This window comes from Albibacillus kandeliae (genome assembly GCF_003116585.1).
Classification (GTDB): Bacteria; Pseudomonadota; Alphaproteobacteria; order Rhodobacterales; family Rhodobacteraceae; genus Albibacillus; species Albibacillus kandeliae.
The window spans coordinates 167,000-190,836 of the sequence record NZ_QEHM01000004.1; the positions used below are offsets into that span (position 1 = coordinate 167,000).

Sequence of the window (23,837 nt, forward strand, 5' to 3'; positions counted from 1 at the left end):
AAGGAGCCGGAACATGTTTGAAAGCCTGTCAGAACGCCTCTCCGGCGTCTTCGACCGCCTGACGAAACAGGGCGCGCTCTCGGAAGAGGACGTCAAGACCGCCCTGCGCGAAGTGCGCGTCGCCCTGCTCGAGGCCGACGTCTCGCTGCCGGTGGCGCGCGATTTCGTCAAGGCGGTGCAGGACAAGGCCACAGGCCAGGCGGTCACCAAGTCGGTGACCCCGGGCCAGCAGGTCGTCAAGATCGTGCACGACGCGCTGATCGACGTGCTGCGCGGTGACGAGGACCCCGGCAAACTCAAGATCGACAACCCGCCCGCGCCGATCCTGATGGTCGGCCTGCAGGGCTCGGGCAAGACCACCACCACCGCCAAGCTCGCGCGGCGGATGAAGGAACGCGACGGCAAGCGCGTTCTGATGGCCTCGCTCGACACCAACCGCCCGGCGGCCATGGAGCAGCTGGCGATCCTCGGCAAGCAGATCGGCGTCGACACCCTGCCGATCGTCAAGGGCGAGAACCCGGTCCAGATCGCCAAACGGGCCAAGACCCAGGCCTCCCTCGGCGGCTACGACGTCTACATGCTCGACACCGCCGGCCGCCTGCACATCGACGCCGAGCTGATCCAGCAGGCCGCCGATGTCCGCGACGTGGTAAGCCCGCGCGAGACGCTGCTGGTGGTCGACGGCCTCACCGGTCAGGACGCGGTGAACGTCGCGACCGAATTCGACGACAAGATCGGCGTGACCGGTGTTGTCCTCACCCGGATGGATGGCGACGGCCGCGGCGGCGCCGCGCTCTCGATGCGCGCCATCACCGGCAAGCCGATCCGCTTCGTCGGCCTCGGCGAGAAGATGGACGCCATCGAGACCTTCGAGCCCGAGCGTATCGCGGGCCGAATCCTCGGCATGGGCGACATCGTCAGCCTCGTCGAGCGCGCGCAGGAAACCATCGAGGCCGAACAGGCCGAGAAGATGATGAAGCGCATGATGAAGGGTCAGTTCAACATGAACGACCTGCGCATGCAGCTGGAACAGATGCTCAAGATGGGCGGCATGGAAGGCATGATGTCCATGATGCCCGGCATGGGCAAGATGGCCAAGCAGGCCGAGGATGCCGGGCTCGACGACAAGGTGCTCAAGCGCCAGATCGCCCTGATCCAGTCCATGACCAAGAAGGAACGCGCCAATCCGGCCCTCCTGCAGGCCTCGCGCAAGAAGCGCATCGCCGCCGGCGCGGGCATGGATGTCTCCGACCTCAACAAGCTTCTGAAGATGCACCGCCAGATGGGCGACGTGATGAAGAAGATGGGCAAGATGGGCAAGGGTGGCATGATGAAACAGGCCATGAAGGCCATGTTCGGCAAGGGCGGCCTGCCCGGCGGCATGGACCCCTCCCAGATGGACCCCAAGGCGCTCGAGGCAGCGGCCAAGCAGATGGGCGGCAAGCTGCCCGGCGGCGGGCTGCCGGGCCTCGGCGGCGGTGGCATGGGCCTGCCCTCGGGCCTCTCCGGCTTCGGCAAGAAGAAGTGACCATGGCTTCTTTGGGTCATAAATATCCCCGCCGGAGGCTTCCCCGGCATCCGGCCGCGCTGCGGGCCGTGAGGATGCGCGGCTGATGCAGATCCCCACCCTCCATACCCAGCGACTGATCCTGCGGGCGCCGGAAGAGCGCGATTTCGCGCCCTTCGCCGCCTTCTACGCGGGCGAACGTTCGCATTTCGTCGGCGGCCCCCTCGGTGACGAGGCCGCCTGGCGGATGCTGGCGATGGAGGCGGGACACTGGCAGCTCAAGGGCTTCGGCCGCTGGATCGTCGAGGCGCGCGACAGCGGCGAGACCATCGGCATGGTCGGCCTGTTCTGCCCCTTCGGCTGGCCCGAGCCCGAAATCGGCTGGGATCTCTTCGATGGCCACGAGGGTCGCGGCTATGCCACCGAGGCCGGCACCGCCGCCCGCGGCTTTGCCTATGACGTCCTCGGCTGGGCCACGGCCATCAGTCTGGTAAAGCCCGAAAACACCGGCTCGGCCCGCGTGGCCGAACGACTCGGCTGCACCCGCGACGGCAGTTTCACCCACCAGCGCCACGGGCTGATGCACGTCTGGCGCCACCCGGCGCCCGAGGCGCTTGGCGAGGGCGGGATGGAGGCCTACGCATGATCGAGGACATCCCCGTCATCGAGACTGAGCGCCTGATCCTGCGCGGCCCCGAGGAACGCGACTTCGAGGCCTTCGCTGCCTTCAGCGCCTCCGACCGTGCGAAATGGGTCGGCGGCCCCTACCCGCGCGCCCGCGCCTGGGGCGGGTTCCTCAACACCTTCGGCCACTGGGCGCTGCGCGGCTACGGCATGTGGATGCTCGAAGACCGCGCCACTGGCGCCACGGCGGGCCGCGTCGGCATGATCTTCAACGACGGTTGGGACGAACCCGAACTTGGCTGGCACGTCTTCGAGGGCTTCGAGGGCAAGGGCTATGCCTACGAGGCGGCGCTGGCCGCCCGCGACCATGCCGCCCGCCACCAGGGGCTCGACGGGGTGATCTCCTACATCGTTCCCGACAACCACCGCTCCGCCGCCCTCGCGGCGCGGCTCGGCGCGGTGATCGAGCGGGACGGCGAGGTGATGGGCCACGCCTGCAAGGTCTGGCGCCACCCCCGCGTTGCGGAGGTGCCCGCATGAACCTCGCCTCCATCCCGACGATCGAAACCCGGCGCCTCTCGCTGCGCGGCCCCGAGCCGCAGGACTACCCGGACTTCAAGGCCACCTTCGCCTCCTACCGCTCGCGGTTCATGGGCGGGCCGCTGAACGCCTACGAGGCCTGGATGCTCTATGCCGCCGAGATCGGCCACTGGGAGATCCGCGGCTTCGGCATGTGGATGATCCGCGACCGCGCCACCGACGAGACCTACGGCATGGCCGGCGGCTGGCAGCCCGCCCGCTGGCCCGAGCGCGAGATCGCCTGGATCATCTGGCCTGACAAGGCCGGCAAGGGCTACGCGCTGGAGGCCACCCACGCGGTGCGCGGCTACTTCTACCGCAACGGCTGGGAAACCGCCGTCAGCTACATCGACCCCAAGAACCTCGACAGCATCCGGCTGGCCGAGCGCCTTGGCGCCAGAAAGGATCCGGAGGCGGCGACGATCGACGGCAACGACGCGGTCTATCGCCACCCCGCGCCGCGCGCGCTGGAGAACAGCCAGCTCGCCCACGGCATCGAAATGGAAATCGGCCACTACGCCGATCCGCTGTTCAAACCGAAAGGCTGGGCCATTGACTGACGACGTGATCACCCGCGCGGCAACGCTCCTGAAAGGGCACCGCGAAAGCATCGACCGGCTTGACGCGATCCTCGTCTTCACGCTGGCCGAGCGGTTCAAGCACACGCAGGCTGTCGGGAAACTGAAAGCCGAACACGACCTTCCCCCGTCCGATCCCGCGCGCGAGGCGCAGCAGATCGCACGGCTCGAAGACCTGGCGATCAAGGCCGACCTCGACCCCGAGTTCGCCAAGGCTTTCCTGAACTTCATCATTCAGGAAGTCATCCACCACCACGAGAAACACCAATCCTGACGGGACTGTCCCGTCACACCGCCATTCACAAGGAGATACCCCAATGGCTATGAAAATCCGTCTCGCCCGCGGCGGCTCGAAAAAGCGCCCCTTCTACCGCATCGTCGCTGCTGACTCGCGCATGCCGCGCGACGGCCGCTTCATCGAGAAGCTGGGCACCTACAACCCGCTGCTCGCCAAGGACAGCGAAGACCGCGTCAAGATGGACGTGGAGCGCATCAAGTACTGGCTCGACCAGGGCGCGACCCCGACCGACCGCGTTGCCCGTATGCTCGAAGCAGCCGGCGTGAGCGAGAAGGCCGACCGCAACAACCCCAAGAAAGGCACCCCGGGCAAGAAAGCCCAGGAGCGCGCCGAAGCCAAGGCCGCCAAGGAAGCGGAAGCAGCCGAAGCCGCTGCCGCTCCGGCCGAGGAAGCCTCCGCGGAGTAATCCGTGCGTCGGGCGGCGGGCATCGGCCCGCCGCCCCGTTCCATCCTTCATGACGGGTGCGCCATGTCCGAGCTGATCTGTGTCGGTGCCATAGCCGGGGCCTTCGGCGTCCGCGGCGAGGTGCGCATCAAGAGTTTCTGCGCCATCCCCGAGGATATCGGGAACTACTCCCCCCTCCTCACCGAGGACGGCAGCCGCAGCTACACGCTCGAGCTGACCCGCGCGATCAACAACGGCTTTGCCGCCAACCTCGGCGGGGTCGCCACCAAGGAACAGGCCGACGCGCTGAAAGGCCTGAAGCTCTACGCCCCGCGCGACCGGCTGCCCTCGCTGCCGGATGACGAATTCTACCATGCCGACCTGATCGGCCTGACCGCCTATGACACCGGCGGTGCTGAACTGGGCAAGGTCATCGCCGTGCAGAACCACGGCGCCGGCGACCTGCTGGAAATCCGCCCGGCCGGGAAGGACTCCGTTCTGCTCCCCTTCACGCTGGTGAACGTGCCCACCGTCGACCTCGCGGCAGGCCGCATCGTCGCCGACCCGCCCGAAGGGCTGTTCTAGGCCGCCCGGCCCGCCAAGAGGGCGACCACCAGAGCTGAAATGGCGCCCGGCACCTTTGCGTCGAACTCCGTGACCTCGAAACCACCCGGGGCGCCCTTGGCATCCAGCCGAGTAAGCTCGAAGTGGTCATCGAAAACCTCGATCTCGCAGGTCCCCCCCGTCCCAGACCAAACGGATGGTCGGCCAGTAGCCGACCCCAGCCGCTTTCGGCAGGCACCCTTTCGCACGCAGTGCGGTCACCAACTCCGTCGCCAGTCCAAAGGTCTTGTCGCCGACCTCCGGCCTGCCGTCCCAGTCGCAGGCAATATCGCTCCAGGGGTCACCCATCGACAGGTGTCTCTCCTGTATTCGACGGCCGTCCTGTCAGGCGCAATGCGTTCCGCGACAGGGCGGTCCCGCCCTGCATCTTTTCTCCCCAAATACTCAGGTCCCTCACGCCCCGACCAGATCGTAGTGCCGGATGGTGCGCGACTCGACCAGCTCCGCCTCCGCCGCGTCGATATGCGGGCTCGCGATGTCCTCGCCGACGAAGGCCTTGAGCGCGTGCAGGTCCTCCCACACCATGACAAAGCTGAACTCCCTCGGGCTTTCGGGGCGCGCCGCCCCGGGCAGCACCTGCGCAAGGCCGCGCGTCCGCTTCATCAGCGGGATCGCCGTCTGGTGAAAGAAGCGCCCGAATTCCTCCTCCTTGCCCGGGCGCACCACGACCTGAAAAATCCGCATGATCATCTCGTTGTCCTCCCATGCCTTGAGACCAAGTCGTCTCGCCCCCCAGCATAGCACGAACCGGCGCTGGTGACCGGGGCCCGCCTTCTTCTCTTTCCAAATACTCAAGTCCCGTCCGCCCCGCCGCCGCGCCATCCGGCAGGCAGAACGAAAAACGCCGCCCCCGAGGGAGCGGCGCTTCGTTTATTGATCCGGGGTCTGCGATCAGAACCCGAGTCCCTCGTATTTCTTCTTGAACTTCGACACGCGGCCGCCGGTGTCCAGCAGGCGCGAGCTGCCGCCGGTCCATGCGGGGTGCACGGTGGGGTCGATGTCGAGCGACATCTGGTCGCCTTCCTTGCCCCAGGTCGATTTCATCTGGATCACGGTACCGTCGGTCATCTTGACGTTGATCAGGTGGTAATCGGGGTGGATGTCTTTTCTCATCGCTCCGGTTCCTTACGCTTCTGCGCCCGCAGCGGGCTTGTAGTTGGTCACCTCGGCAATACGGGCCGACTTGCCGCGACGCGCACGCAGGTAATACAGCTTGGCGCGACGGACTTTACCGCGGCGCACGACTTCGATGCTGTCGATGTTGGTCGAGTAGAGCGGGAAGATACGTTCCACGCCTTCACCGAAGGAAATCTTGCGAACGGTGAACGAACCGGCAATGCCCTTGCCGTTCTTGCGGCTGATGCAGACGCCTTCGTAGTTCTGCACGCGGGTCCGCGTGCCTTCGGTCACCTTGTAGCCGACGCGAATGGTGTCGCCGGCTTTGAAATCGGGGATGGTTTTCCCCAGGGCGGCAATTTGCTCCGCCTCGAGTTGTGCGATCAGATCCATCGCATCGTCTCCTAGATCATGCCCGTGGTTTTGCCCACAGAGGTTACGCGGCCAGAGAGCTCTTGGTCTTCGTCCGGGTCCGCTGCGCCAAGGGCGCGCGCCCGCCAGAGATCAGGTCGTCGGTTCCTTCGGGTGTCCGCGTCTCGCGCTGCCGGTGGCGGAAGAAGGCCGGGCAGCATTGGATGCAATGGCGAACCACCGGATTCGCCAAAGCCAATCCGGATCGGCGCTGCTTACGGCAATATCTCTGGTGGATCAAGTACAGATCGCTCCCGGACGTGACGCCCGGGAGCCTGTTGTCGCGACCTCCTCCGCCGCGACTCCCCGCCACTTGGGCGGGGTCAGTCCGTGTCGGTCAGCCGGTGACCTTGCGCAGACCGCCCTCGTAGACCCGCAGGCCGGCGCGGACATCCTGGCGCGAACGCGGCGCCTCGGCCTCGCCTTCCCTGGTCTGCCGCGACACCGCACCGGCGACGAGCACCATGGCGATGAGCGGGGTCATGATGAAAAGCCCTATGGACAGTCCGATCGCGAATACAAGCATGTTAACGTTCCTCCCTAAGGAAAGAGCGTAGCACGGAATCGTGGCGACACAAGGTCGCAGTTTCTGTCACGTTGACGTGATACTTACATGCACCACGGGCCCTCGTGCCGCGCTAAACGCCCTAGGCTTCGAGCCACCCGTCCACCGCTCCGTCAAGCGCGGGCCAGTCGGTGTATTCCCTGCCGTGGTCAAGGTCGGCGCCGGGGTCCTTGCGGGCCACGATGCGCCGCATGACGAAGCGGCGCAGGATGTCGTAGCGCTCCGGCGCATAGGCGCCCGCCACCTGCTCGACATGTCCGGGGGTCCAGCCCGTCGCCTCGGTGAAATCGGCCAGCACCTCGTCCAGCCCCAGCCAGTCCGCCGCGTCATGCCCCGCAGCCGCAAGCGAGACGGACAGGAACAGCGTCGGCATGGCGGCCAGCGCCTCCCGCTGCGCGACGACGAAGGCCGCCAGCGCCGTCTGGTAGTGCCCGACGTGGACCGAGGCCACGAGGATCGCCCGGTCGAACCGCGCGAGGTCCAACCCCTCGGCTTCCGCTAGGGGCAAGAGCTCGACCATGTGTCCAAGATCCGAAAGCCGATCCGCGACATGCCGCGCGATCTTGCGCGCCTGCCCCTCTGTCGTGGCGTAGCCAACCAGCAGCTTCATGGCACCGTCTCCCCGTGACGCAACTCTTCCTCTGAAGAGATCACATCACGGGAGGCGCTGCCTTGACGGCGATCAAGTCGGCGCGCGGCGCGCCTACTGCTTGCTCAGCAGCGCGCCGTAGAAGTCGATGCCAAGCCCGAGGTTCTCGATCGAGAGCCGCTCGTTGATGCCGTGGAACCGCTCGAGGTCGTCCCCGGTGATCTTGAAGGGATTGATGCGGTAGGTGTCCTCGGCGGCCATCGCATAGTGGCGCGCGTCGGTCGCGGCGATGGTCAGCCCCGGCACGGTCGCCAGCGGACCGAAGGCGGCAAGGATCGAACCCTCGATATCCTTGTACCCCTGCGATGTCGCGCTCGACACCGGCGAGGCCTCCGCGGCGGTCTCGCGGTCGACCTCCACCGCGATCCCCTCGTCGGCGACCGCCTCATGCACATGGGCCACAACGTCGTCGATGCTGTCGCGCGGATGCAGGCGGAAGTTGATCACCGCCGTCGCGCGCGTCGGCAGCACGTTCTCGGTGCTGGAGCCTTCCAGCATCGTCGGCGCCGTGGTGGTGCGCAGCATGGCGTCGGTCGAGGCCGAGCCGGAGAGGATGCCCTCCAGTACCGGTTTGAACAGCCAGGTGTTGGCAAAGACGATGCGTTGACCGAACGGGAAATACCGGCCGAGCGTGTCGAAGAAGGTGGCCGAAACATCGGTCAGCCCGCCCGGCACCGGCGCCTTCTGCAAACGGTCCAGCGCGCCCGCCAGCTCCCCCACCGCCGTCACGCGCGGCGGCATCGAGGAATGGCCCCCTGCCCCCGTCGCCACCAGCCGGGCGGTCATGTAGCCCTTTTCCGACAGGTTGATCGAGGCGACCGGCTGGTCCAGCCCGGGGATGATCCCGTCGAGCACGAAAGAGCCCTCGTCCAGCGCCCAGGCCAGCTTGACGCCCTGCCCGTTCAGGTACGCGGCCACCGCCTTGGCGCCCGCGCCGCCAATCTCCTCGTCACCGCCGAAGCTGAAATAGATCGTTCGCTTGGGCGCAAAGCCCTGACCGACAAGCGTCTCGGCGGCAGTCAGCAGCGCGATCAGCGCGCCCTTGTTGTCCAGCGTGCCGCGTCCCCAGACGTAACCGTCGGCGATCTCACCGGCGAAAGGATCGTAATCCCACCGCTCCAGGGAGCCCGGCGGGATCGGCACCACGTCGTAATGCGCCGCCAGCAGGACCGGCGGCAGGCTGTCATCGCTGCCCTGCCACTTGTAGAGCGGCGTGTTGGCCTCGAGCACGACCTTCTCGGTCGCCGCCGTCACCCCCGGAAAGGTCTCGTCGAGAAAGGCGAGGAAGGCCGGAAAGTCGGGGCGGCTCAGATCGTCCGACACGGTCCGGAACTGCACCGCGCGCGCCAGCGTTCCCGCTGCTGCCTCGGCATCCACCCCAAGGCTGTAGGGCTCCACCCCGGTCACCGGCGCGGGCCGGTAGCGTAGCGTGTTCACGACAAGCACGGCAGCCAGCGCCACCACAAGCAGGCCGATCACGGCCAGGACATATTTCACGATGCGCATAGGTCGCCTCCCCGGGTCATGCGGCCGGATCATGCCGGTCCCCGGGCAGCCTGTCATGACTAACCTGACGTCAGCGGCAACCTGAGTTCAGTCGTCGCCGCCACCCGCCTCGCGATCGAGATGCGCCTGCCACAGGTCCGGGCGCCGCGCCTCGGTGATCTCTTCCGACTTGCGCCTGCGCCACCGCGCGATCTCGCCGTGATGGCCCGACATCAGCACATCGGGGATCGGGCGGCCCTGCCATTCGGCGGGCCTAGTATACTGCGGATGTTCCAGCAGCCCCTGCGAAAAGCTCTCTTCCTCGGTCGAGGCCGCGTTGCCCAGCACGTTCGGCATCAGCCGCACCGTCGCGTCGATCAGCGCCTGCGCCGCGATCTCGCCGCCCGTCATGACGAAATCGCCAAGGCTGACCTCCTCGATGCCGTAATGCTCCAGCACCCGCTCGTCGACGCCTTCGAAGCGGCCGCACAGCAGGGTCACGCCATCGGCACGCGCCAGCCGCCGCATCAACGCCTGATCCATCCGCCGCCCGCGCGGGCTCAGATAGATCAGCGGCCAGTTGCCCCGGACGCCCGCCATGCAATCCTCGATCGCCGTGCCCAGCACGTCGGCGCGCAGCACCATGCCCGCGCCGCCCCCGGCGGGCGTATCGTCGACATTGCGATGCTTGCCGATCCCGTAGTCGCGCAGGTCGATGGCCTCCAGCTGCCACAGCCCCTCGGTCAGGGCCCGCCCCGTCAGACTCTCTCCCAGCACGCCGGGAAAGGCGTTCGGGAACAGGGTCAGCACCTTGGCCTTCCACACGCCGCTCAAGTCAGGCGCCGGGGTCATCAGCTCGCGCGGCTTCAGCACGGGCCGTAGCGTCTTGCGCCCATGGGACCTTGCCGGGGATGTCGGGTTCTGAATCGGATCGTCGCTCATCCTCCCGTCCTAGCGCGCCATGCCGCCCCCCGCCAGAGCACTGGTGCGGGCCGATGCGCCGTGTTGACGGAATATTCGGGGTTTTGCCGCAGGGTCCGGGGCCAGGAACCACGGTCGGAGACGCCATGCCCAGCCCGCAATCCATCGGGACCGCGCTGCGCGCAGCACGTCGCGCCCTCAGATCCGGTGACAGTGCCGGGGCGGAACGGCTGTTCCGCGAGGTCCTGACGCGCTTCCCCGGCAACCGCGCCGCGCGAGAGGGGCTGCGAACGGTCGCCGGCAACCCCGCGGACAAGCGGGCAGAGGCGCGTCGGCTGCTGGTGTCCGGCGCCTTCGGGGCCGCAGAACCGCTCTGGGCCGAGCTCGCCCGGCAACCGGAAGACGCCGAGGCCGGGCTGGCGCTGGCCGAATGCCGCCTCGGCCTCGGCCGCCCCGATGATGCGCTGAACGCGGTCGACCGCCTTCTCGATGCCTGCCCGGCCCTGCCCGCCGCCCTCGATCTCCGGGGCCGCTGCCTGCGCGACCTCGGGCGCGTCACGGAAGCTGCCAACTGCCACCGCGCCGCTCTGGGTCACGGGTCCGCCGATGCTGGCCCCCTCAACCACCTCGGCATCCTCGCCCTCGCGCAGGACGACCGGCCCGCCGCCGCCGCGTACTTCCGGCAGGCCCTCGTCCTTGCCCCCGCCTCTGCCGACCTGCACCACAACCTCTCGCGCGCCATCACCTACCACCCGGGAGAGCCCCACCTCGCCGACCTCCGCGCTCAGGCGCGCCGCGCTGGCGCGGACCCTGCGCAGGCGCCGCTCCACTTCGCCCTGTTCCGCGCTCTCGACGACCTCGGCGAACGGGACGAGGCCTTTGGCCACCTCGTCACCGCGAACCGGCTGCGCAAGGCATGGCTCGGCTACGATATCACCCGCGACATCGCGGTCAGCGGCGCGGTGATGAAGCTCTGCGCCGACCTGCCCCCGCTGCCCGACGAACCTCCCCCCGGGCCAAGGGTGATCTTCGTCACCGGGCTGCCCCGCTCCGGCACGACCCTCGTGGAACGTATCCTCGCCGGGTCGCCCGGCGTGCGCCCCTGCGGCGAACTCTCCATTGTCACCACCGCCGCCGCCCGCCTGCTGCGCGAGACACAGGCGCGCGGCGAGGGTCACGTCGCACCCGATGTCTTCCGGACCTTCCGCGAGGAGGTCCGTGCCGGGCTGCACCAGCGGGCCGAAGGGCAGCCCATCGTGGTGGACAAGATGCCGCTGAACTTCCGCTGGCTCGGCCTTGTGCTCGCCGCCCTGCCAGAGGCGCGCGCCGTTCACCTCCACCGCAACCCGATGGCCGTCGGCTGGTCGCTCTACCGCCACATGTTCGGCGGGCGCGGCAACGGGTTCGCCCATGACGTCGTGGACATCGCCGCCTTCATGCGCCTCGCGCAGGAGATGACGGCGGCATGGTCCACCCGGTTCGAACCACGGCTCCTCAGTCTCGACTACGCCACCCTGACCTCCGAGCCAGAACAGGCGATCCGCCGGCTGATCGGCGATCTGGGCCTGGACTGGTCCGAGGACTGCCTCACCCCGCATCACGCGACGGGCGCTGTGCTGACCGCCAGTGCCGCGCAGGTCCGCCAGCCGATCCGCCCCGGGCACGACACGGCATGGCACGCCTATGCCCCGCAGCTCCGCCCGCTCGCCACCGCCCTCACCGCAGCCGGGCTGGTGCAAATTTCACCAAGTTAGACTCGAAATGGCCCTGTTCTGCTTCCCATTGACCCCTCCACAACATATAGTGGCCGGAACAGGCAGGCCGTGCAGGGACGGCACAAGTCGGGGAAACGGGCATGGCGCATATCATCGTGGTCGGAAACGAAAAGGGCGGAGCCGGGAAATCGACGGTGTCGATGCACGTGGCCACGGCCCTCGCGCGGCTCGGCCACAAGGTCAGCGCACTCGACCTCGACCTGCGCCAGCGGACCCTTGGCCGCTATGCCGAGAACCGCAAGGAGTTCCTGCGCACCAGCGGGCTCAGCCTGCCCTCGGCCGAGTATCACGACCTGCCCGAGATCGACCCGTCCGAGCTGCGCCCGGGCGAAAACATCTACGACCACCGCCTGTCGGCCGCCGTCGCCGCGCTCGAGCCCGACAGCGATTTCATCCTGATCGACTGCCCCGGCTCGCACACCCGGTTGAGCCAGGTGGCCCATTCGCTGGCCGACACGCTGATCACCCCTCTGAACGACAGCTTCATCGACTTCGACCTGCTGGCCCATACCGATGCCAAGGGCGAAAAGATCACCGGCCCCTCGGTCTACTCCGAAATGGTCTGGAGCGCGCGGCAACTGCGCGCGCAGGCGGGGCTCAAGCCCATCGACTGGGCGGTGATGCGCAACCGGGTCGGCACCCAGCGCATGGTGAACAAGGAAAAGATGGAACGCGCGGTGAAAATGCTCGCCAAGCGCGTCGGCTTCCGCATCGTGCCCGGCTTCAGCGAGCGGGTGATTTTCCGCGAGTTGTTCCCGCGCGGCCTCACGCTGCTCGACCTCAAGGATATCGGGGTCAAGCAGCTGAACATCTCCAACGTCGCCGCGCGTCAGGAACTGCGCGACATGATGAAGGAGCTGAAGCTGCCCGGCGTCGAGGTGAACTTCTGACGGCAGGCCGGCCCTGACGGGCCAGCCTCAGTACGGGTTCTTCGCCCCGCGATCCGCCGACAGGGTCTGCTGCCCGCGCTGCACCAGCAGTTCGATGGCGTCGGCAAGGTGCACCTCCTCGATGTTCCGATCGCCCCGATCCACCCGGATACGGTGCGCCTCGATCATCACGTCGGCATGGCGAAACCCCTCCGGCGGCTCGAAGCGATAGCAGGCCAGTTCGATCAGCAGTCCCATCGGGTCCTTGAAGTAGATCGAATCCATGAAACCCCGGTCCTTCGGCCCAGAATGGGTGATGCCGCGCTCGTCCAGCCGGGTCACCGCCTGCGAAAAGGTCGCCTTGGATACGTTGAAGGCCAGGTGATGCACACAGCCCGGCTCGGTCGGAGTGCGCCGCGGATCGGGCTTGCGCGTCTCGTTGGTAAAGACCGTGATCAGCCGCCCGTCGCCCGGATCGAAATAGAGATGCCCCTCGTCCGCGTTGTCGAGGTTGGGCTGATCGAAGACGAAGGGCATGCCCAGCACCCCCTCCCAGAAATCGATCGAGGTCTGCCGGTCGGCGCCGGTCAGCGTGATGTGGTGAACCCCCTGGGCCTGAAGCTTTCTCATGCCGTTTCTCCCTCCGCCTTCTCGAACAGGCTCAGGTCCAGCGCGGGCATGCTGCCCATCCAGATGCCGTGATCGCGGTGGTCCGCCAGCTCGTCGCCGGTCTCGAGATGGGCAAACACCGTCAGCCCCTCCCGGTGCAGGGCAAGCCATGTCACCACATCGGCAAAGGCCTCGGGCGCAAAGGCCAGCTGGCAGCTCCACATCGGGTGCGGCCCCACCGGCTTTTCGTGCATGCGCCCCATCACCACCGGCAGCTGGTCGCGCGCGGCCTCGCAGACCCGGCGGGCGGTGCCGATGGTCTCGGCGTCGTAATAGACGTGGGCGTGAAACCCTTCGATACGGGGATCCATGATGAACTCCTCTTCTGTCCCCGCCTAGATCGCAACTGCCGGCGCCTCCATAAACCGGCATCGCGGAACAGGGTCTGTGCGCCTGTTCAGAACGGGATCGCGGGAATGCTGACAGGGAAGCGCCCGCAGGTCCAGTTCGGCGAGCGGGACCGGGGCAGGAAACGCGGCCTCAAGACCGCGCCCCCCGCCCATCTTTTCTCTTCAAATACTCGAATGAGCCACCCGACCCGCACGCGCGTCGATCGGGGTCAGCCCCCGTGCCCCTCGACGCTGCGCTCCATCAAACGCTGGAACAGACGCGGCGAGGCGCGGTTGATCCACCAGGCCAGCCGCGCGACACGCCCCACCGGGATCATCGGTCTGCCCCGCCGCAGGCCCTTCAGGATCTCGGCGGCAGCGGCATCGGGCGTCATGTAGTCCATCCCGTCCGCGGCCGAACCCGGGCGGGCGGTGCCGTCCTCCTGCCGCTCGGACCGCCCGATGTTGGTGGCAACGAACGACGGCGCGGCGATCAGGACCCGAACCCCGTGGCCGCGTTCCTCCGAGCGGAGCGACTTGAAAAACCCCTCCAGCGCGTGCTTGGACGCGGCATAGGCGGTGCGGTGGTAGAGCGGCGTGAACCCCGCCACCGAGGAAATCGCGAGGTGAGTACCCGCCGCCGCGCGGACCGGCCCCAACAGCGCCCGGGCCATGTTCACCGCGGCAAAGTAGTTGATCTCAAAGACCTTGCGATGCGCCGCATCGCTCAGCGTGTCGATGGCCCCGATCTGGGTGATCCCGGCGTTGTAGATCACCAGGTCGATGCGGGGATGCGCCTGCGCGATCCGCGCGCAGGCGGCGTCCAGCTGGTCCGCATCGGTCAGATCGCAGCCGATGGGCGTCTGCGCCACGGTCTGGGCCAGCCCCTCGATGTTCAGGTCAATCAGCACCACGTGCCAGCCCGCCGCCTGCAGCGCGGCGGACAGAGCCTGCCCGAGTCCCCCGGCGCCGCCGGAAATCACTGCCGTCTTCACAGCCCCGCCTCCCTGCACCAGAGATCGAAGACCTCGACGCTCGTCTTCTCGGGTGTGTAGCCGAAGTCCCGCTTCAGCGCCGCGTTGTCCAGCACTGGGCGGTATTGAAGAAACCGCACCTGCTCGGGTCCATAGCGGCTCAGGCGCAGGGGATGCGCGACGGCAAGCGCCGCCTTCAGGCCCCAGGCCGGAAGGCGCATGACCGACTTGCCAAGCCGCGCGGCCAGCTGATCCACCCCCAGGGCGCCGTCACCTGCCACGTTGTAGATACCCGCGGGCCCGTCGGTCGCCGCGCGCGCCAGGATGCGGGCGAGATCGCGGGTCCAGATGAAGACGAAGGGGCTGTCGCTGCCCCGGATCGCCAGCAGCCGAGGCTTGCGGAACAGGGCCGTGATCTGGTTGTCGGTCCCCGCACCCAGCACGGTGCCGACGCGCAGCACAACCTGCTCCAGCTCCGGATGCGCGGCCCGGGCCTCGGCCAGCATCTCCTCCACCTGCCGCTTGTGGTCGGCATAGGCGAACTCCGGGTTGCCCCGCAGCGCATCGCCCTCGCTCAGCGGCACCGGGTTGTCGGCATGATAACCATAGGCGGCGCCCGACGAGGTCACGACCAGCCGCCGCACCCCGTGCGCCAGTGCGGCGTCGATCACCCGGCGCGTGCCCTCCACGTCGACGCGGTGCGCAAACGCGCGCCCCATCCCCGGCCCCGGCGTCACGATGGAGGCCAGATGCACGACGACCTCCGGGCGGGTTTCGCCGATCACCCGGTCCGGGTCCTCGCCCGTCACATCCAGCGGCTCAAAGCGGACGCCCGCAGGCAGGTCGGCCGGCGCCTTGAGGTCGGTGGCGATGATCTCATGCCCCTCAAGGTCTGACAGCAGGGCGCGGCCGATCATCCCGGCCGCACCGGTCACGAGGATCCGTGTCATCGCGCCGCCTCACTCCGGGACATCAGGCCGGATACGGCAAAGCCCGAGATCACGTGCCAGATGCCCCAGAAGGCGGCGATGATCGCCATGCCGCCCAACCCGTGGAAGAAGGCAAAGATCAGCACCAGCCCGAGACCGGAATTCTGGATGCCGGTCTCGATGGTCACCGCGCGCCGGTTATAAGGCGAGAGCCCCGCGAGCGTCGCAAACAGGAACCCTCCGGCCAGCGCCAGCGAGTTGTGCAGGATCACGTACCACGAGATGCCGACGCCGTAGTCGAGGAAGTACTGCCAGTTCCCCGCCAGCGCGAGGGCGACGAACAGGATGAAGATCGCCATCGACAGCCACTGCAGCGGCTTCCTCAGCCGCGCCGTGATGTCCGGACGCCGCGTGTTCAGCGTCACGCCAAGGATCAGCGGCAGCACCAGCATCAGCCCCACCGTGATCGCGACCGAAACGGGGTCGATCGCGGTTTCCTGCAGGATCGCACGGGTCGGCGCATAAAGCCCGCCCCAGAGCGCGATGTTGAGCGGCGTGAGCAGGATCGCCATCACCGTCGCCAGCGCCGTCATCGACACCGAGAGCGCGGCATTGCCCCCCGCCCGGTTGGTGAAGAAGTTCGAGATATTGCCACCCGGGCAGGCCGCCACGAGGATCAGGCCCAGCGCGATGGAGGGCGCGGGCTGCAGCGCCAGCACCAGCAGAAAGGTCAGCACCGGCAGCACGAGGAACTGCGACAGGAACCCCACCACCAGCGGGCGCGGCGTCTTTGCCAGCGCGCGGAAATCGCGCGGGGTCAGGTCGATGGCCACCGAGAACATCACGATGGCGAGGATTGCGTTCAGCAGGGTCAGCGACCCCTCGTCGAAGTTCAGGACGACGTCGTCGATGGGGGTCATGCCGCGGCCTTTCCGCCCAGCGCCCGGATCCAGCCTGTCACCGCGCTGCGATAAGTCGCCTTGTCGACGTAATAGGCCATGCGGGGCAGCTTGAGGTACTGCATCCCCCCCGTGGCCCGGTCGAACCCGGCGGCCTTTTCGGCCTGCAGCTTCAGCGCCCCGGCCTCCCCGGCGCGCAGCCCGTTCAGATAGCGCGCCACCATCTCGGCCTGTTCGTGCCGCCCCTGCCAGCCCAGCCCGCTCGCCTCGACCATGCCGAGGACAAAGAGGTCGTCGCGGTCGGGGTGCATGCAGTTGAGATAGAGATGCGGGGCATCGCCCTGCCAGTTCAGCTCTGCCGTGTCGATGAAGGGATAGTGCAGCCGATACCCGGTGGCCGCGAGGATCATGTCGTAATCCGACGCGCTGCCATCCTTGAAGTACACGGTGTTGCCATCGAACCGCTCGATATCCGCGCGCACCTTCAGGTCGCCATGTCCCGCATGGAACAGGATCAGCGAGTTGACGATGGGGTGGCTCTCGTACAGCCGGTAATCCGGCGCGGGAAACCCGTACTTCTGCGGGTTGCCGACGAACCATTTCAGGATCATCCCGTCGACCTTGCGCTTGAGCCACATGGGCAGCTTGATCGCTCCGCCCAGCGTATCGGCGGGCCGCCCGAACACGTACTTCGGCACGAAGTAATAGCCGCGCCGCATCGAGATATCGCAGCTCTTGCCGTGGTGGATCGCGTCCACCGCGATGTCACAGCCGGAGTTGCCCGCACCGATCACCAGCACCCGCTTGTCGCGGAACTGCTCGGCCGACCGGTACGCGGCCGAGTGGATCAGCTCGCCGTCGAACGTGCCCGGGAACGCGGGCAGGTTCGGCTCCGAGAGCGTGCCGTTGGCAATCATCACCCCGGCAAAGATCTCCTCGTGCTCCCCCCCAGCGTCGCGCCAGCGCAGCCGCCAGCCTTCACCACTGCCGCCCAGCGGCTCGACCCGCAGCACCTCCGCCCCGAAGCGGTAGTGGTCGCGCAGACCGAAGTGATCGGCGAAGGCCCGGAAATACCGCGCCATCTCGCGGTGCGAGGGATACTCCGCCACCTCGGGCGCCATCGGGAAGTCGGTGAACTCCGTCATCGTCTTGGACGAAATCAGGTGCGCCGACTCGTACATCGTCGAGCGTGGCGCATCGATATCCCAGAGGCCGCCCACATCCGAGTGCAGCTCGAACCCCTGGAAATCGATTCCCTGCTGTTTCAGTACCTTGGCGGCGGCGAGCCCCATCGGGCCGGCGCCGATCAGGGCAAACTTGCCCTCAGGCTGCGTCATCCTGTTCCTCCCATTCTCCGCCTCTTAGCTTGAACATTTGTTCAATATAAGGCAAGCTGTTTTCATGGGAGCCGGGAAAACCACGCCGAAACAAAGACAAAGAGCCCCGTCGCAACGGGCGCTGGAGAACCGCGCCCGCATCCTGGACGCCGCCGAACAGGTCTTTGCGCGGGATGGATTCGACGGCGCGACGATCCGCCGGATCGCCGAGCTGGCCGGGGTGCCGCTGGGTCTGGTGAACCACCACATGGGTAGCAAGGAAGCACTGTTCCAGACGGTGGTCGGCCGCCGCGCCGAGGAGCTTTCGACCGCGCGCCTTGACGCGCTCGACACCCTCGAGCGCGAGGACGGGATCACGCTCGACCGCCTGCTCGGCGCCTTCTTCCGCCCCTACCTCGACCGGGCCGGGGCCGACGCCAAGTGGCGCGCCTACGCAAGGCTGGTGGCGCAGGTCTCGGCCGACCCCACGTGGCACCACCTCTCCGAGACCTACTTCGACCCGACCGCCCGCCGCTTCATTGCCGGGATCGCGCGCCTCTATCCCGGCGTGCGTACTGCCGACGTGTCCGAAGCCTTCGTCTACTCGGTCTCCGCCATGCTGGCCTACCAGACCTCGCACTGGCGCATCGGCGCCCTCGCCGGCGACACCGGCGCCACGGGAACCGCCGAGGCCCTGATCGCCTTCTGCGCCGCCGGCATCAACGCGCACCTCTCGGCAGCAATGCCACCCGCAGGCTCCTGACTCCGGGAGCCACACCCACAAGGGAACCGTCGAAGCCCCATCCCGCGACAAGGCGCGCGAACCACTCAACCACCAGAACCAGCCCCACCACCGCGCCCCCGCAAAAGCTCCGCTCCCCCGCAAGCCCCCGGCCCGGCGCACCAATTTCCCACCCCCACGACAAATTCGCCGCGCATCCCCGACCCCGGACAATTTCGCCTTGTCTCCCCCCCGCATCGCCGCTACACGGGTCGACGGAGACGTGGCCGAGTGGTCGAAGGCGCTCCCCTGCTAAGGGAGTATACCGGAAACGGTATCGAGGGTTCGAATCCCTTCGTCTCCGCCATCCACCCAATATGAGCCGCGCCGCTCTGGCGCCCGCCCCCTACCCGTTGCGCGTGGCAAGGACAGCGTCGACCTGTCCGACGAGGGCATCGAGACCCGGGGTCGCATCAAGGCCGAGGGCCTGTGCGGTGCGTTGCACCATCTTGTCGACTCGTTCCACGGCCGGGGCCCCGGCGCCGATGGCCTTGGCGAAGGACGAGGGCCGGGTGAGGGCCAGCGCCGCCTTGGCGTAGGGCTCGAAGGGGACGAGGTCGTCGCGCTCGGCACCGGCGCCGAGGACCACGTCCAGCGTCCAGTCGTAGAGCGCCCGGCTTTCCTCAAGGTCCGTGTGCACCGCCTCGCGGATCGTCACAATGGTGCCGTCCGGGCGCAGGCAGCGGCAGTTGCCCGCGATCAGCATCGGCCATTTCGCCAGCGGCACGTGCACCGCGCGGTGGGACAGGATGCGCACCGGCAGCGGCGCGCCCTCGACGCGATAGGCCGAGACATCGCGCGCCAGCGTTTCCAGCATCTCCTGGTGCGCGGGTCGGGCAAAGGGCGCGACCTTGAAGTTCGAGGTCAGCGTCACGGTCAGGTCGTTCGGGCGCCCGGGGTCCAGCCGGACCGCCTGGGCATCGGGGCTGGCGGCGGTGATGCGCTCCGGGTCGATCGCCTGCCATGCCTCCCAGCTGCGATAGGCCGGCTCCAGTTCCGCCACGTCGAAGGTCGAGAGGCGACGCAGGAAGGGCGGCGGCGGGGCGTTCATCAGCGAGATCACCGGCAGACCGGCCTCGCCGATCCGCTGCACCAGCGCGGTGACCTCGGGGGCGGCATACTGCGGCTCGCCCATGGCCAGCAGCACGAGGTCGAAGCCCTTCGGCGACACCTCCGTCCCGGTCAGCCCCAGCACGCCCTCGGCGGCCAGTCCGCGCCGTGCGGGCACGTGCAGGCGCTTTTCGATCTGACCGCCCCGCCGCAGCAGGGTGACCGAGGCGCCATGATCCGAGATCTGGGCCTGCTCCTGATCACGGCAGACGAGGGTCACGCGATGCCCCGCAAGGCAGATGCGGACCGCGGGCAACAGGCCGTAAGCCGCGCCCAGCACAAGAATGTTCAGCGATGTCATGAGGTCGTTTCTTCCCGGTTCGAGCCCTGCGGGCGGTTGCGCGCGCCAAAGGTTATGCGCTTGCTGGCAAGCCTGTTGATGCCCAGCCAGTCGGTGACCGGCCGCAGGGCCATGCCCAGCAGGACACCGCCCGCCAGTTGCAGCGCGACGAGGAGGGGCAGCGGCACCAACCCCGGCGCAACCCCGTCAATGACAAAGGCGATGACGCGGTGGCCGAGGTAGATCATCAGCGCATAGCCCGAGATCGCCATCAGCACGGTCGACAGCAGCCGCGGCAGCCGGACGTAGGGCACGAAGACGCAAAGCGCCAGTGCGACCATCCACGCGACCTCACCGTTGGTGGTGTAGATCAGCTGTGCCAGGGCGAAATGCGCGACGGCCAGCGCCAGTGCCACGTTCCTGCGCCGGTCCGTATCGGCCACCGCCAGCAGTGCGCCCAGCGTGAAGAAGGGCAGGATCGTTGTCGGCGAGCGCATCAGCAGCACGGCCACCTCCCAGAGGTTTCCGACCTGCAGCGGCCCCAGCATCAGCCCTGTCAGCAGGATCCCGACGCCCTCGGCGATGCCAAAGAACACCAGCGTCCCACGCCAGGGGTCCCGCTTCAGCGCGGCCAGGATGCGCGGCACCCCCAGCAGCACCCCGAGCAGAACAAAGATCTGCAGGTAGACATGCAGGAACCACAGCCAGCCGACGTGCAGGTACTCGGTCCCCGGGTCGGGGAACAGGAAGTCGGCCAGGCGCCAGAGGTTCTCGTAGGGCAGGATGGTGGAAAGAGCCGGATTGTCGCCGAGGTAGAGGTGCGCCACGTAGAGCACCAGCGACACCGGGACCAGCGGCACCAGCAGCTTGGCGATGAGCGCCCAGATGCGACCGGTCCGGCCATCGGTCATGATCGCGGGCAGGTGCATGCGGCCAAAGGAGAACCCGGCCAGCGCGATCAGGACAAGCGACGCCCCGACCCCGAGCTTGAGCCCCTCGTGGTGCAGCACGACGACAATGATGGCGAGGCTGCGCAGAACGATGAAGGTGTCGAGGCGGCGGAAGCGGTCCAGCCAGCCCTTCGCCTCCGCAGGCGGGGCGTTGGCCGGGCCATGCTGCGCCAGTTCCGAGACCGGCAGCCATTCCCACATCTCGGGCAGGTCAAAGCCGAGGGCCTCGAGCTCGAGCCGGATCTCGATGGTCGAGAGGCTGTCGGCACCGAGGTCGAAGAGCGAGTCGTCACGATGAACCTGCCGCCGCGCGGTCCGGCGGGCGTAGACCTTTGCGACCGCCTGCTCATCCGCCCCGGCGGGAGGCGTCGCCGCGCCCCGCTCCTCGCGCGCTGCCTCGGCCTGCAATGCAAGGGCAACCAGCCCGTCGCGGTCGACCTTGCCGTTGGCCGTGGCGGGAAATGTCCCGAGGACCACGATCTGCGCCGGGATCATGTAGGACGGCAGGCTGCGCGACAGCGCCCCGCGCACACGCCGGTCCTCCACATCATCCGTGGGGGCTAGGACAAACAACAGCAGCCGGTCATCGGACAGGATGGCACAGGCGCGCTCGACCCCGTTCAGGGCCTCCGCCGCCGCCTCGATCTCGCCCAGTTCCACCCGGAACCCGTTGATCTTGACCTGCCAGTCCCGGCGACCGGCAAAGCAGATGGCGCCATCTGGCGTCTGGTAGCCCTGATCGCCGGTGAAGTGGTGACAGGGCGCATGCATCCCGGGCAGCTCGATCCTCTGGCTGACTCCGATCACCGGATCGGCCAGTTCGGCGACGATCTCGCCGACCTCTCCCATCGAGACCGGGGCACCGTCGTCGTCAATCAGCCTGACACCGGTCCAGGGCAGCGGCCGCCCGATCGGAATGTCCCGCCCCTCCTCCGAGCCATCGATCTCGTGCACGAGGAAGGCCTGCGGCGTCTCGGTGGTGCCAAAGACATTGAACTGCCGCGCCTGCGGAACCAGCGCCCGCCAGCGCTCGGCATCGGCGTGTGACAGGCGCTCGCCGCCCCAGAAGATCGCCTTCAGCGACCGAACCTCGCCCGCCTCCTCGATCCCGGCCGACAGGAGCCGCGCGGTGGAGGAACTGAACCGCACCACGTTGCACCCCGCCCGCGCCAGCAGCGCGCGCAGGTCCTTCGGCTGCGCCATCTCGCAGGGCATCGGCACGGCCACCGCGCCCCCGTGCGAGAGCGGCATGAACACGTCGCGCAGCGTCGGATCGTGGGCGAGCCCCGCCATCATCAGGGTGGTGATGCGACCGGGCAGGTCCAGCGTGGCGGCCTGCCAGCTGTTGAACCGCGCAAGGGTGGTTTCAGGGTGGGTCAGCAGCTTCGGATGGCCCGTCGTGCCCGAGGTGAACATGTGATAGGCCTCGGCGCGCGGGGCACCGTTCACGACCACGGCCTCCGCCGCCCTCCCATCATCCGGCGAGACCACGCACAGTCCTTCGGTAAGTTCCGGCGGCAGCGCGGCCCCCGCCTCGACCAAGTAGCGGGCGCCCAGCCGTTCGATCATGTAGCGCACCCGCTCCTGCGGATAGGTCGCGTCGACAAGGGCAAAGGACGCCCCCGAGGCCGATACCCCCAGCATCGCTGCGACAAGCGCAGGATCGCGCTGCGCGTAGAGCACGACCCGGTCGCCCTCGCCCGCCCCGGCCGACTGGAGCGCGGCGGTTACCGACCGGGCCCGCTCGGCCAGCGCGCCATAGCTGATCTCGCCCCTGCTGGTGATCACCGCCGTTGCCTCGGGACTGCGCGCCGCCGTGGCAAAGAAGGCCTCGTGCAGCCGTTCCGTCGGTTCCGGCTCCAGCGTGGTCTGCGGCAACATCGCCTCGTGCCCACGCCGCGCCGCTGCGAGCAACGCGCGGCAGCCGATCCCCGGCGTCTCGATCGCGGCCGCCAGCAGCCGCCCCTGGAACTCCACGAACAACTCCGCCCGGCGCGCGGTCAGCTGCGCACGATCAAAGAACGCCCGCGCCGTCATCACGTCGCCATCCTCGGACCAGACAAGGTTCAGGTCGAACTCGGTCCGCCTGTCGAGGAACTCGCGCGGCCCGATCTCAAGGTCCCCGGCCCGGATACGGCTGGCCGGCGGAAACATGTTGAGCGAGACGCTGGGCGCCTTGCCCGCCGCCAGCGTGCCCTCGAGAACCGGCCCGCTCTCCAGCGCAACCGTCGCCTTCGTCCGCTCCGAGATCTCCCGCGCGAAGGTCACGAAGTCGCTGTCGAGATCCACGCTCAGGTCCAGCGGCAGGGTATTGGAAAACGGCCCCACGACCGAATTCGACGCGCCAAGCCCCTTGCGCCCCTCGGTCTGGAAGAAGCTCGACACCCCGGACTCGCCCGAAAAGCCCCTGAGCCCGAGCGCATAGGCCGCCGCCAGCAGCCCGAACTTGGTCACGCCCGAGGATTTGCCAAGCATCCGCAACGACCGGCTGAGCCCGTCGAAGGACCGCACCGCGATCTGGCCGGTGTCGTCGTCCGAACCGGTGCCAAGACCATCCCCCACCAGCCGCACCGGGTTCGGCAGGCCACCGATCAGGGCGCCGATCTCCTCCGCGAGGTCCTGCGCAGGGCCGGTCGTCGTCGAATGTTCGTAGTAGGACCCAGGCGCCGTCAGCTCCTCGCCCGCGTAGAGCTTGAGCAGTTCCCGGTTCATGACGCCACGCGAGAAGCCATCGGTAATCGCGTGATGCGCGGCGATGGTGAAGCGCCAGCAATCCCCGTAATCCGCAACCACGAAGCGCACCAGCGAGCCGGGAACGCGGGGATCGACGCGGTCGAACAGCAACGGCACCGCCTGGGCGCGGAAGTGCTCGAAATCCCGGTCGGAGAGCTCCAGAAGGTCAAAGCAGAACTCCGCCTCCGGCGTGATCAATGCGGCCACCTGACCATCATTGATCTCGAATCGTGTCCGCAAAGCATCGTGGCGGCGCACCAGCGAATCTGCTGCAAACCGCAGCCGCGCCCGGTCCAGAGGCCCCTGAACGAGGTGCCCCATCGGGATCATGTAGGTGCCTGCCCCGGCCAGCTCGGCCTTGACATACCGCGCCTGATTGCCGCTTGCCGGCCTTCTGAATTCTGCTGGGTTAACCTGCAACATGTTGACTACAAATCACTTTTACGAACTGAAACTCGAAATTCGGATCTTCCCGCACCCC

The 23,837-nt window shown here is 67.8% G+C and carries 25 protein-coding genes and 1 tRNA gene; 11 read left to right on the top strand and 15 right to left on the bottom strand.

Annotated elements, in window-relative coordinates:
* Nucleotides 1-13: 13 nt before the first annotated feature.
* The 7 genes from ffh to rimM all read left to right on the top strand — a co-directional run bounded on the left by ffh (nt 14) and on the right by rimM (nt 4,556).
* Nucleotides 14-1,528, top strand: coding sequence for a signal recognition particle protein (ffh, locus tag DDT93_RS11460; RefSeq protein ID WP_109465983.1), 1,515 nt, complete (start codon nt 14-16; stop codon nt 1,526-1,528).
* A gap of 85 nt (nt 1,529-1,613) precedes the next feature.
* Nucleotides 1,614-2,153, top strand: a complete 540-nt coding sequence (locus DDT93_RS11465; RefSeq protein WP_109465984.1) for a GNAT family N-acetyltransferase — start codon at nt 1,614-1,616, stop codon at nt 2,151-2,153.
* Nucleotides 2,150-2,671, top strand: a complete 522-nt coding sequence (locus tag DDT93_RS11470; RefSeq protein ID WP_109465985.1) for a GNAT family N-acetyltransferase — start codon at nt 2,150-2,152, stop codon at nt 2,669-2,671. The genes DDT93_RS11465 and DDT93_RS11470 overlap by 4 nt, the downstream gene beginning before the upstream one ends.
* Nucleotides 2,668-3,270 carry a GNAT family N-acetyltransferase gene (locus DDT93_RS11475; protein WP_109465986.1) on the top strand — a complete coding sequence of 201 codons (603 nt, stop codon included), beginning with the start codon at nt 2,668-2,670 and terminating at the stop codon, nt 3,268-3,270. Before DDT93_RS11470 ends, DDT93_RS11475 begins: the two co-directional genes overlap by 4 nt.
* Nucleotides 3,263-3,562: a chorismate mutase gene (locus tag DDT93_RS11480; protein ID WP_109465987.1), complete on the top strand. Its 300-nt coding sequence runs from the start codon at nt 3,263-3,265 to the stop codon at nt 3,560-3,562. Before DDT93_RS11475 ends, DDT93_RS11480 begins: the two co-directional genes overlap by 8 nt.
* A gap of 43 nt (nt 3,563-3,605) precedes the next feature.
* Complete coding sequence (gene rpsP, locus DDT93_RS11485; protein WP_109465988.1) at nt 3,606-3,992, top strand: 30S ribosomal protein S16; 387 nt, start codon at nt 3,606-3,608, stop codon at nt 3,990-3,992.
* A 63-nt stretch (nt 3,993-4,055) separates the two neighbouring features.
* Entirely contained in the window at nt 4,056-4,556 is a 501-nt protein-coding gene (rimM, locus tag DDT93_RS11490; protein ID WP_109465989.1) for a ribosome maturation factor RimM, read from the top strand.
* Nucleotides 4,557-4,988: 432 nt separating this feature from the next.
* Here rimM and DDT93_RS11500 read toward each other — a convergent pair whose 3' ends face one another.
* From DDT93_RS11500 to trmD, 7 genes are all read right to left on the bottom strand, one after another.
* Nucleotides 4,989-5,285, bottom strand: coding sequence for an antibiotic biosynthesis monooxygenase family protein (locus DDT93_RS11500; RefSeq protein ID WP_109465991.1), 297 nt, complete (start codon nt 5,283-5,285; stop codon nt 4,989-4,991).
* A gap of 201 nt (nt 5,286-5,486) precedes the next feature.
* A complete protein-coding gene (gene rpmE / locus DDT93_RS11505) occupies nt 5,487-5,708 on the bottom strand; it encodes a 50S ribosomal protein L31 (RefSeq protein ID WP_109465992.1) in 222 nt (73 codons plus the stop codon).
* A gap of 12 nt (nt 5,709-5,720) precedes the next feature.
* Entirely contained in the window at nt 5,721-6,104 is a 384-nt protein-coding gene (gene rplS, locus DDT93_RS11510; RefSeq protein WP_109465993.1) for a 50S ribosomal protein L19, read from the bottom strand.
* 355 nt (nt 6,105-6,459) lie between these two features.
* Nucleotides 6,460-6,648, bottom strand: coding sequence for a hypothetical protein (locus DDT93_RS11515; protein WP_109465994.1), 189 nt, complete (start codon nt 6,646-6,648; stop codon nt 6,460-6,462).
* Between the two features lie 121 nt (nt 6,649-6,769).
* A complete protein-coding gene (locus tag DDT93_RS11520; RefSeq protein ID WP_109465995.1) occupies nt 6,770-7,297 on the bottom strand; it encodes a flavodoxin domain-containing protein in 528 nt (175 codons plus the stop codon).
* A 93-nt stretch (nt 7,298-7,390) separates the two neighbouring features.
* Nucleotides 7,391-8,842 (bottom strand): M20 family peptidase, encoded by a 1,452-nt coding sequence (locus tag DDT93_RS11525; protein ID WP_109465996.1) that lies wholly within the window; start codon nt 8,840-8,842, stop codon nt 7,391-7,393.
* Between the two features lie 87 nt (nt 8,843-8,929).
* Nucleotides 8,930-9,763 carry a tRNA (guanosine(37)-N1)-methyltransferase TrmD gene (gene trmD, locus DDT93_RS11530; protein WP_109465997.1) on the bottom strand — a complete coding sequence of 278 codons (834 nt, stop codon included), beginning with the start codon at nt 9,761-9,763 and terminating at the stop codon, nt 8,930-8,932.
* 125 nt (nt 9,764-9,888) lie between these two features.
* Here trmD and DDT93_RS26500 point away from each other — a divergent pair, with 125 nt between their 5' ends.
* Together DDT93_RS26500 and DDT93_RS11545 are read left to right on the top strand one after the other, a co-directional pair.
* Entirely contained in the window at nt 9,889-11,496 is a 1,608-nt protein-coding gene (locus tag DDT93_RS26500) for a tetratricopeptide repeat-containing sulfotransferase family protein (RefSeq protein ID WP_157960153.1), read from the top strand.
* Between the two features lie 101 nt (nt 11,497-11,597).
* On the top strand, nt 11,598-12,407 hold the full coding sequence (locus tag DDT93_RS11545) for a division plane positioning ATPase MipZ (RefSeq protein WP_109465998.1): 810 nt from the start codon (nt 11,598-11,600) through the stop codon (nt 12,405-12,407).
* Nucleotides 12,408-12,434: 27 nt separating this feature from the next.
* Here the strand turns inward: DDT93_RS11545 and DDT93_RS11550 are convergent, their stop codons facing one another.
* The 6 genes from DDT93_RS11550 to DDT93_RS11575 form a co-directional block, all read right to left on the bottom strand.
* A complete protein-coding gene (locus tag DDT93_RS11550) occupies nt 12,435-13,016 on the bottom strand; it encodes a VOC family protein (protein WP_109465999.1) in 582 nt (193 codons plus the stop codon).
* Entirely contained in the window at nt 13,013-13,366 is a 354-nt protein-coding gene (locus DDT93_RS11555) for a DOPA 4,5-dioxygenase family protein (RefSeq protein ID WP_109466000.1), read from the bottom strand. The genes DDT93_RS11550 and DDT93_RS11555 overlap by 4 nt, the downstream gene beginning before the upstream one ends.
* A 248-nt stretch (nt 13,367-13,614) precedes the next feature.
* Entirely contained in the window at nt 13,615-14,379 is a 765-nt protein-coding gene (locus DDT93_RS11560) for an SDR family NAD(P)-dependent oxidoreductase (RefSeq protein WP_109466001.1), read from the bottom strand.
* Nucleotides 14,376-15,308, bottom strand: coding sequence for an SDR family oxidoreductase (locus DDT93_RS11565; protein ID WP_109466002.1), 933 nt, complete (start codon nt 15,306-15,308; stop codon nt 14,376-14,378). Before DDT93_RS11565 ends, DDT93_RS11560 begins: the two co-directional genes overlap by 4 nt.
* Nucleotides 15,305-16,207 carry a bile acid:sodium symporter family protein gene (locus tag DDT93_RS11570; RefSeq protein ID WP_109466003.1) on the bottom strand — a complete coding sequence of 301 codons (903 nt, stop codon included), beginning with the start codon at nt 16,205-16,207 and terminating at the stop codon, nt 15,305-15,307. Before DDT93_RS11570 ends, DDT93_RS11565 begins: the two co-directional genes overlap by 4 nt.
* Nucleotides 16,204-17,523, bottom strand: coding sequence for a flavin-containing monooxygenase (locus DDT93_RS11575; RefSeq protein WP_109466004.1), 1,320 nt, complete (start codon nt 17,521-17,523; stop codon nt 16,204-16,206). Before DDT93_RS11575 ends, DDT93_RS11570 begins: the two co-directional genes overlap by 4 nt.
* 64 nt (nt 17,524-17,587) lie before the next feature.
* Here DDT93_RS11575 and DDT93_RS11580 point away from each other — a divergent pair, with 64 nt between their 5' ends.
* Both DDT93_RS11580 and DDT93_RS11585 read left to right on the top strand, forming a co-directional pair.
* The gene (locus tag DDT93_RS11580; protein ID WP_109466005.1) at nt 17,588-18,265 is read left to right on the top strand and encodes a TetR/AcrR family transcriptional regulator; all 678 of its coding nucleotides are present in this window, start codon (nt 17,588-17,590) and stop codon (nt 18,263-18,265) included.
* A 235-nt stretch (nt 18,266-18,500) separates the two neighbouring features.
* Nucleotides 18,501-18,590 (top strand) — tRNA-Ser (locus DDT93_RS11585).
* Nucleotides 18,591-18,629: 39 nt separating this feature from the next.
* On the opposite strand, the gene DDT93_RS11590 is transcribed toward DDT93_RS11585, so the two are convergent.
* Together DDT93_RS11590 and DDT93_RS11595 are read right to left on the bottom strand one after the other, a co-directional pair.
* Complete coding sequence (locus tag DDT93_RS11590) at nt 18,630-19,694, bottom strand: ketopantoate reductase family protein (protein ID WP_109466006.1); 1,065 nt, start codon at nt 19,692-19,694, stop codon at nt 18,630-18,632.
* Nucleotides 19,691-23,779 (bottom strand): AMP-binding protein, encoded by a 4,089-nt coding sequence (locus DDT93_RS11595; protein ID WP_109466007.1) that lies wholly within the window; start codon nt 23,777-23,779, stop codon nt 19,691-19,693. Before DDT93_RS11595 ends, DDT93_RS11590 begins: the two co-directional genes overlap by 4 nt.
* Nucleotides 23,780-23,837: the final 58 nt, after the last annotated feature.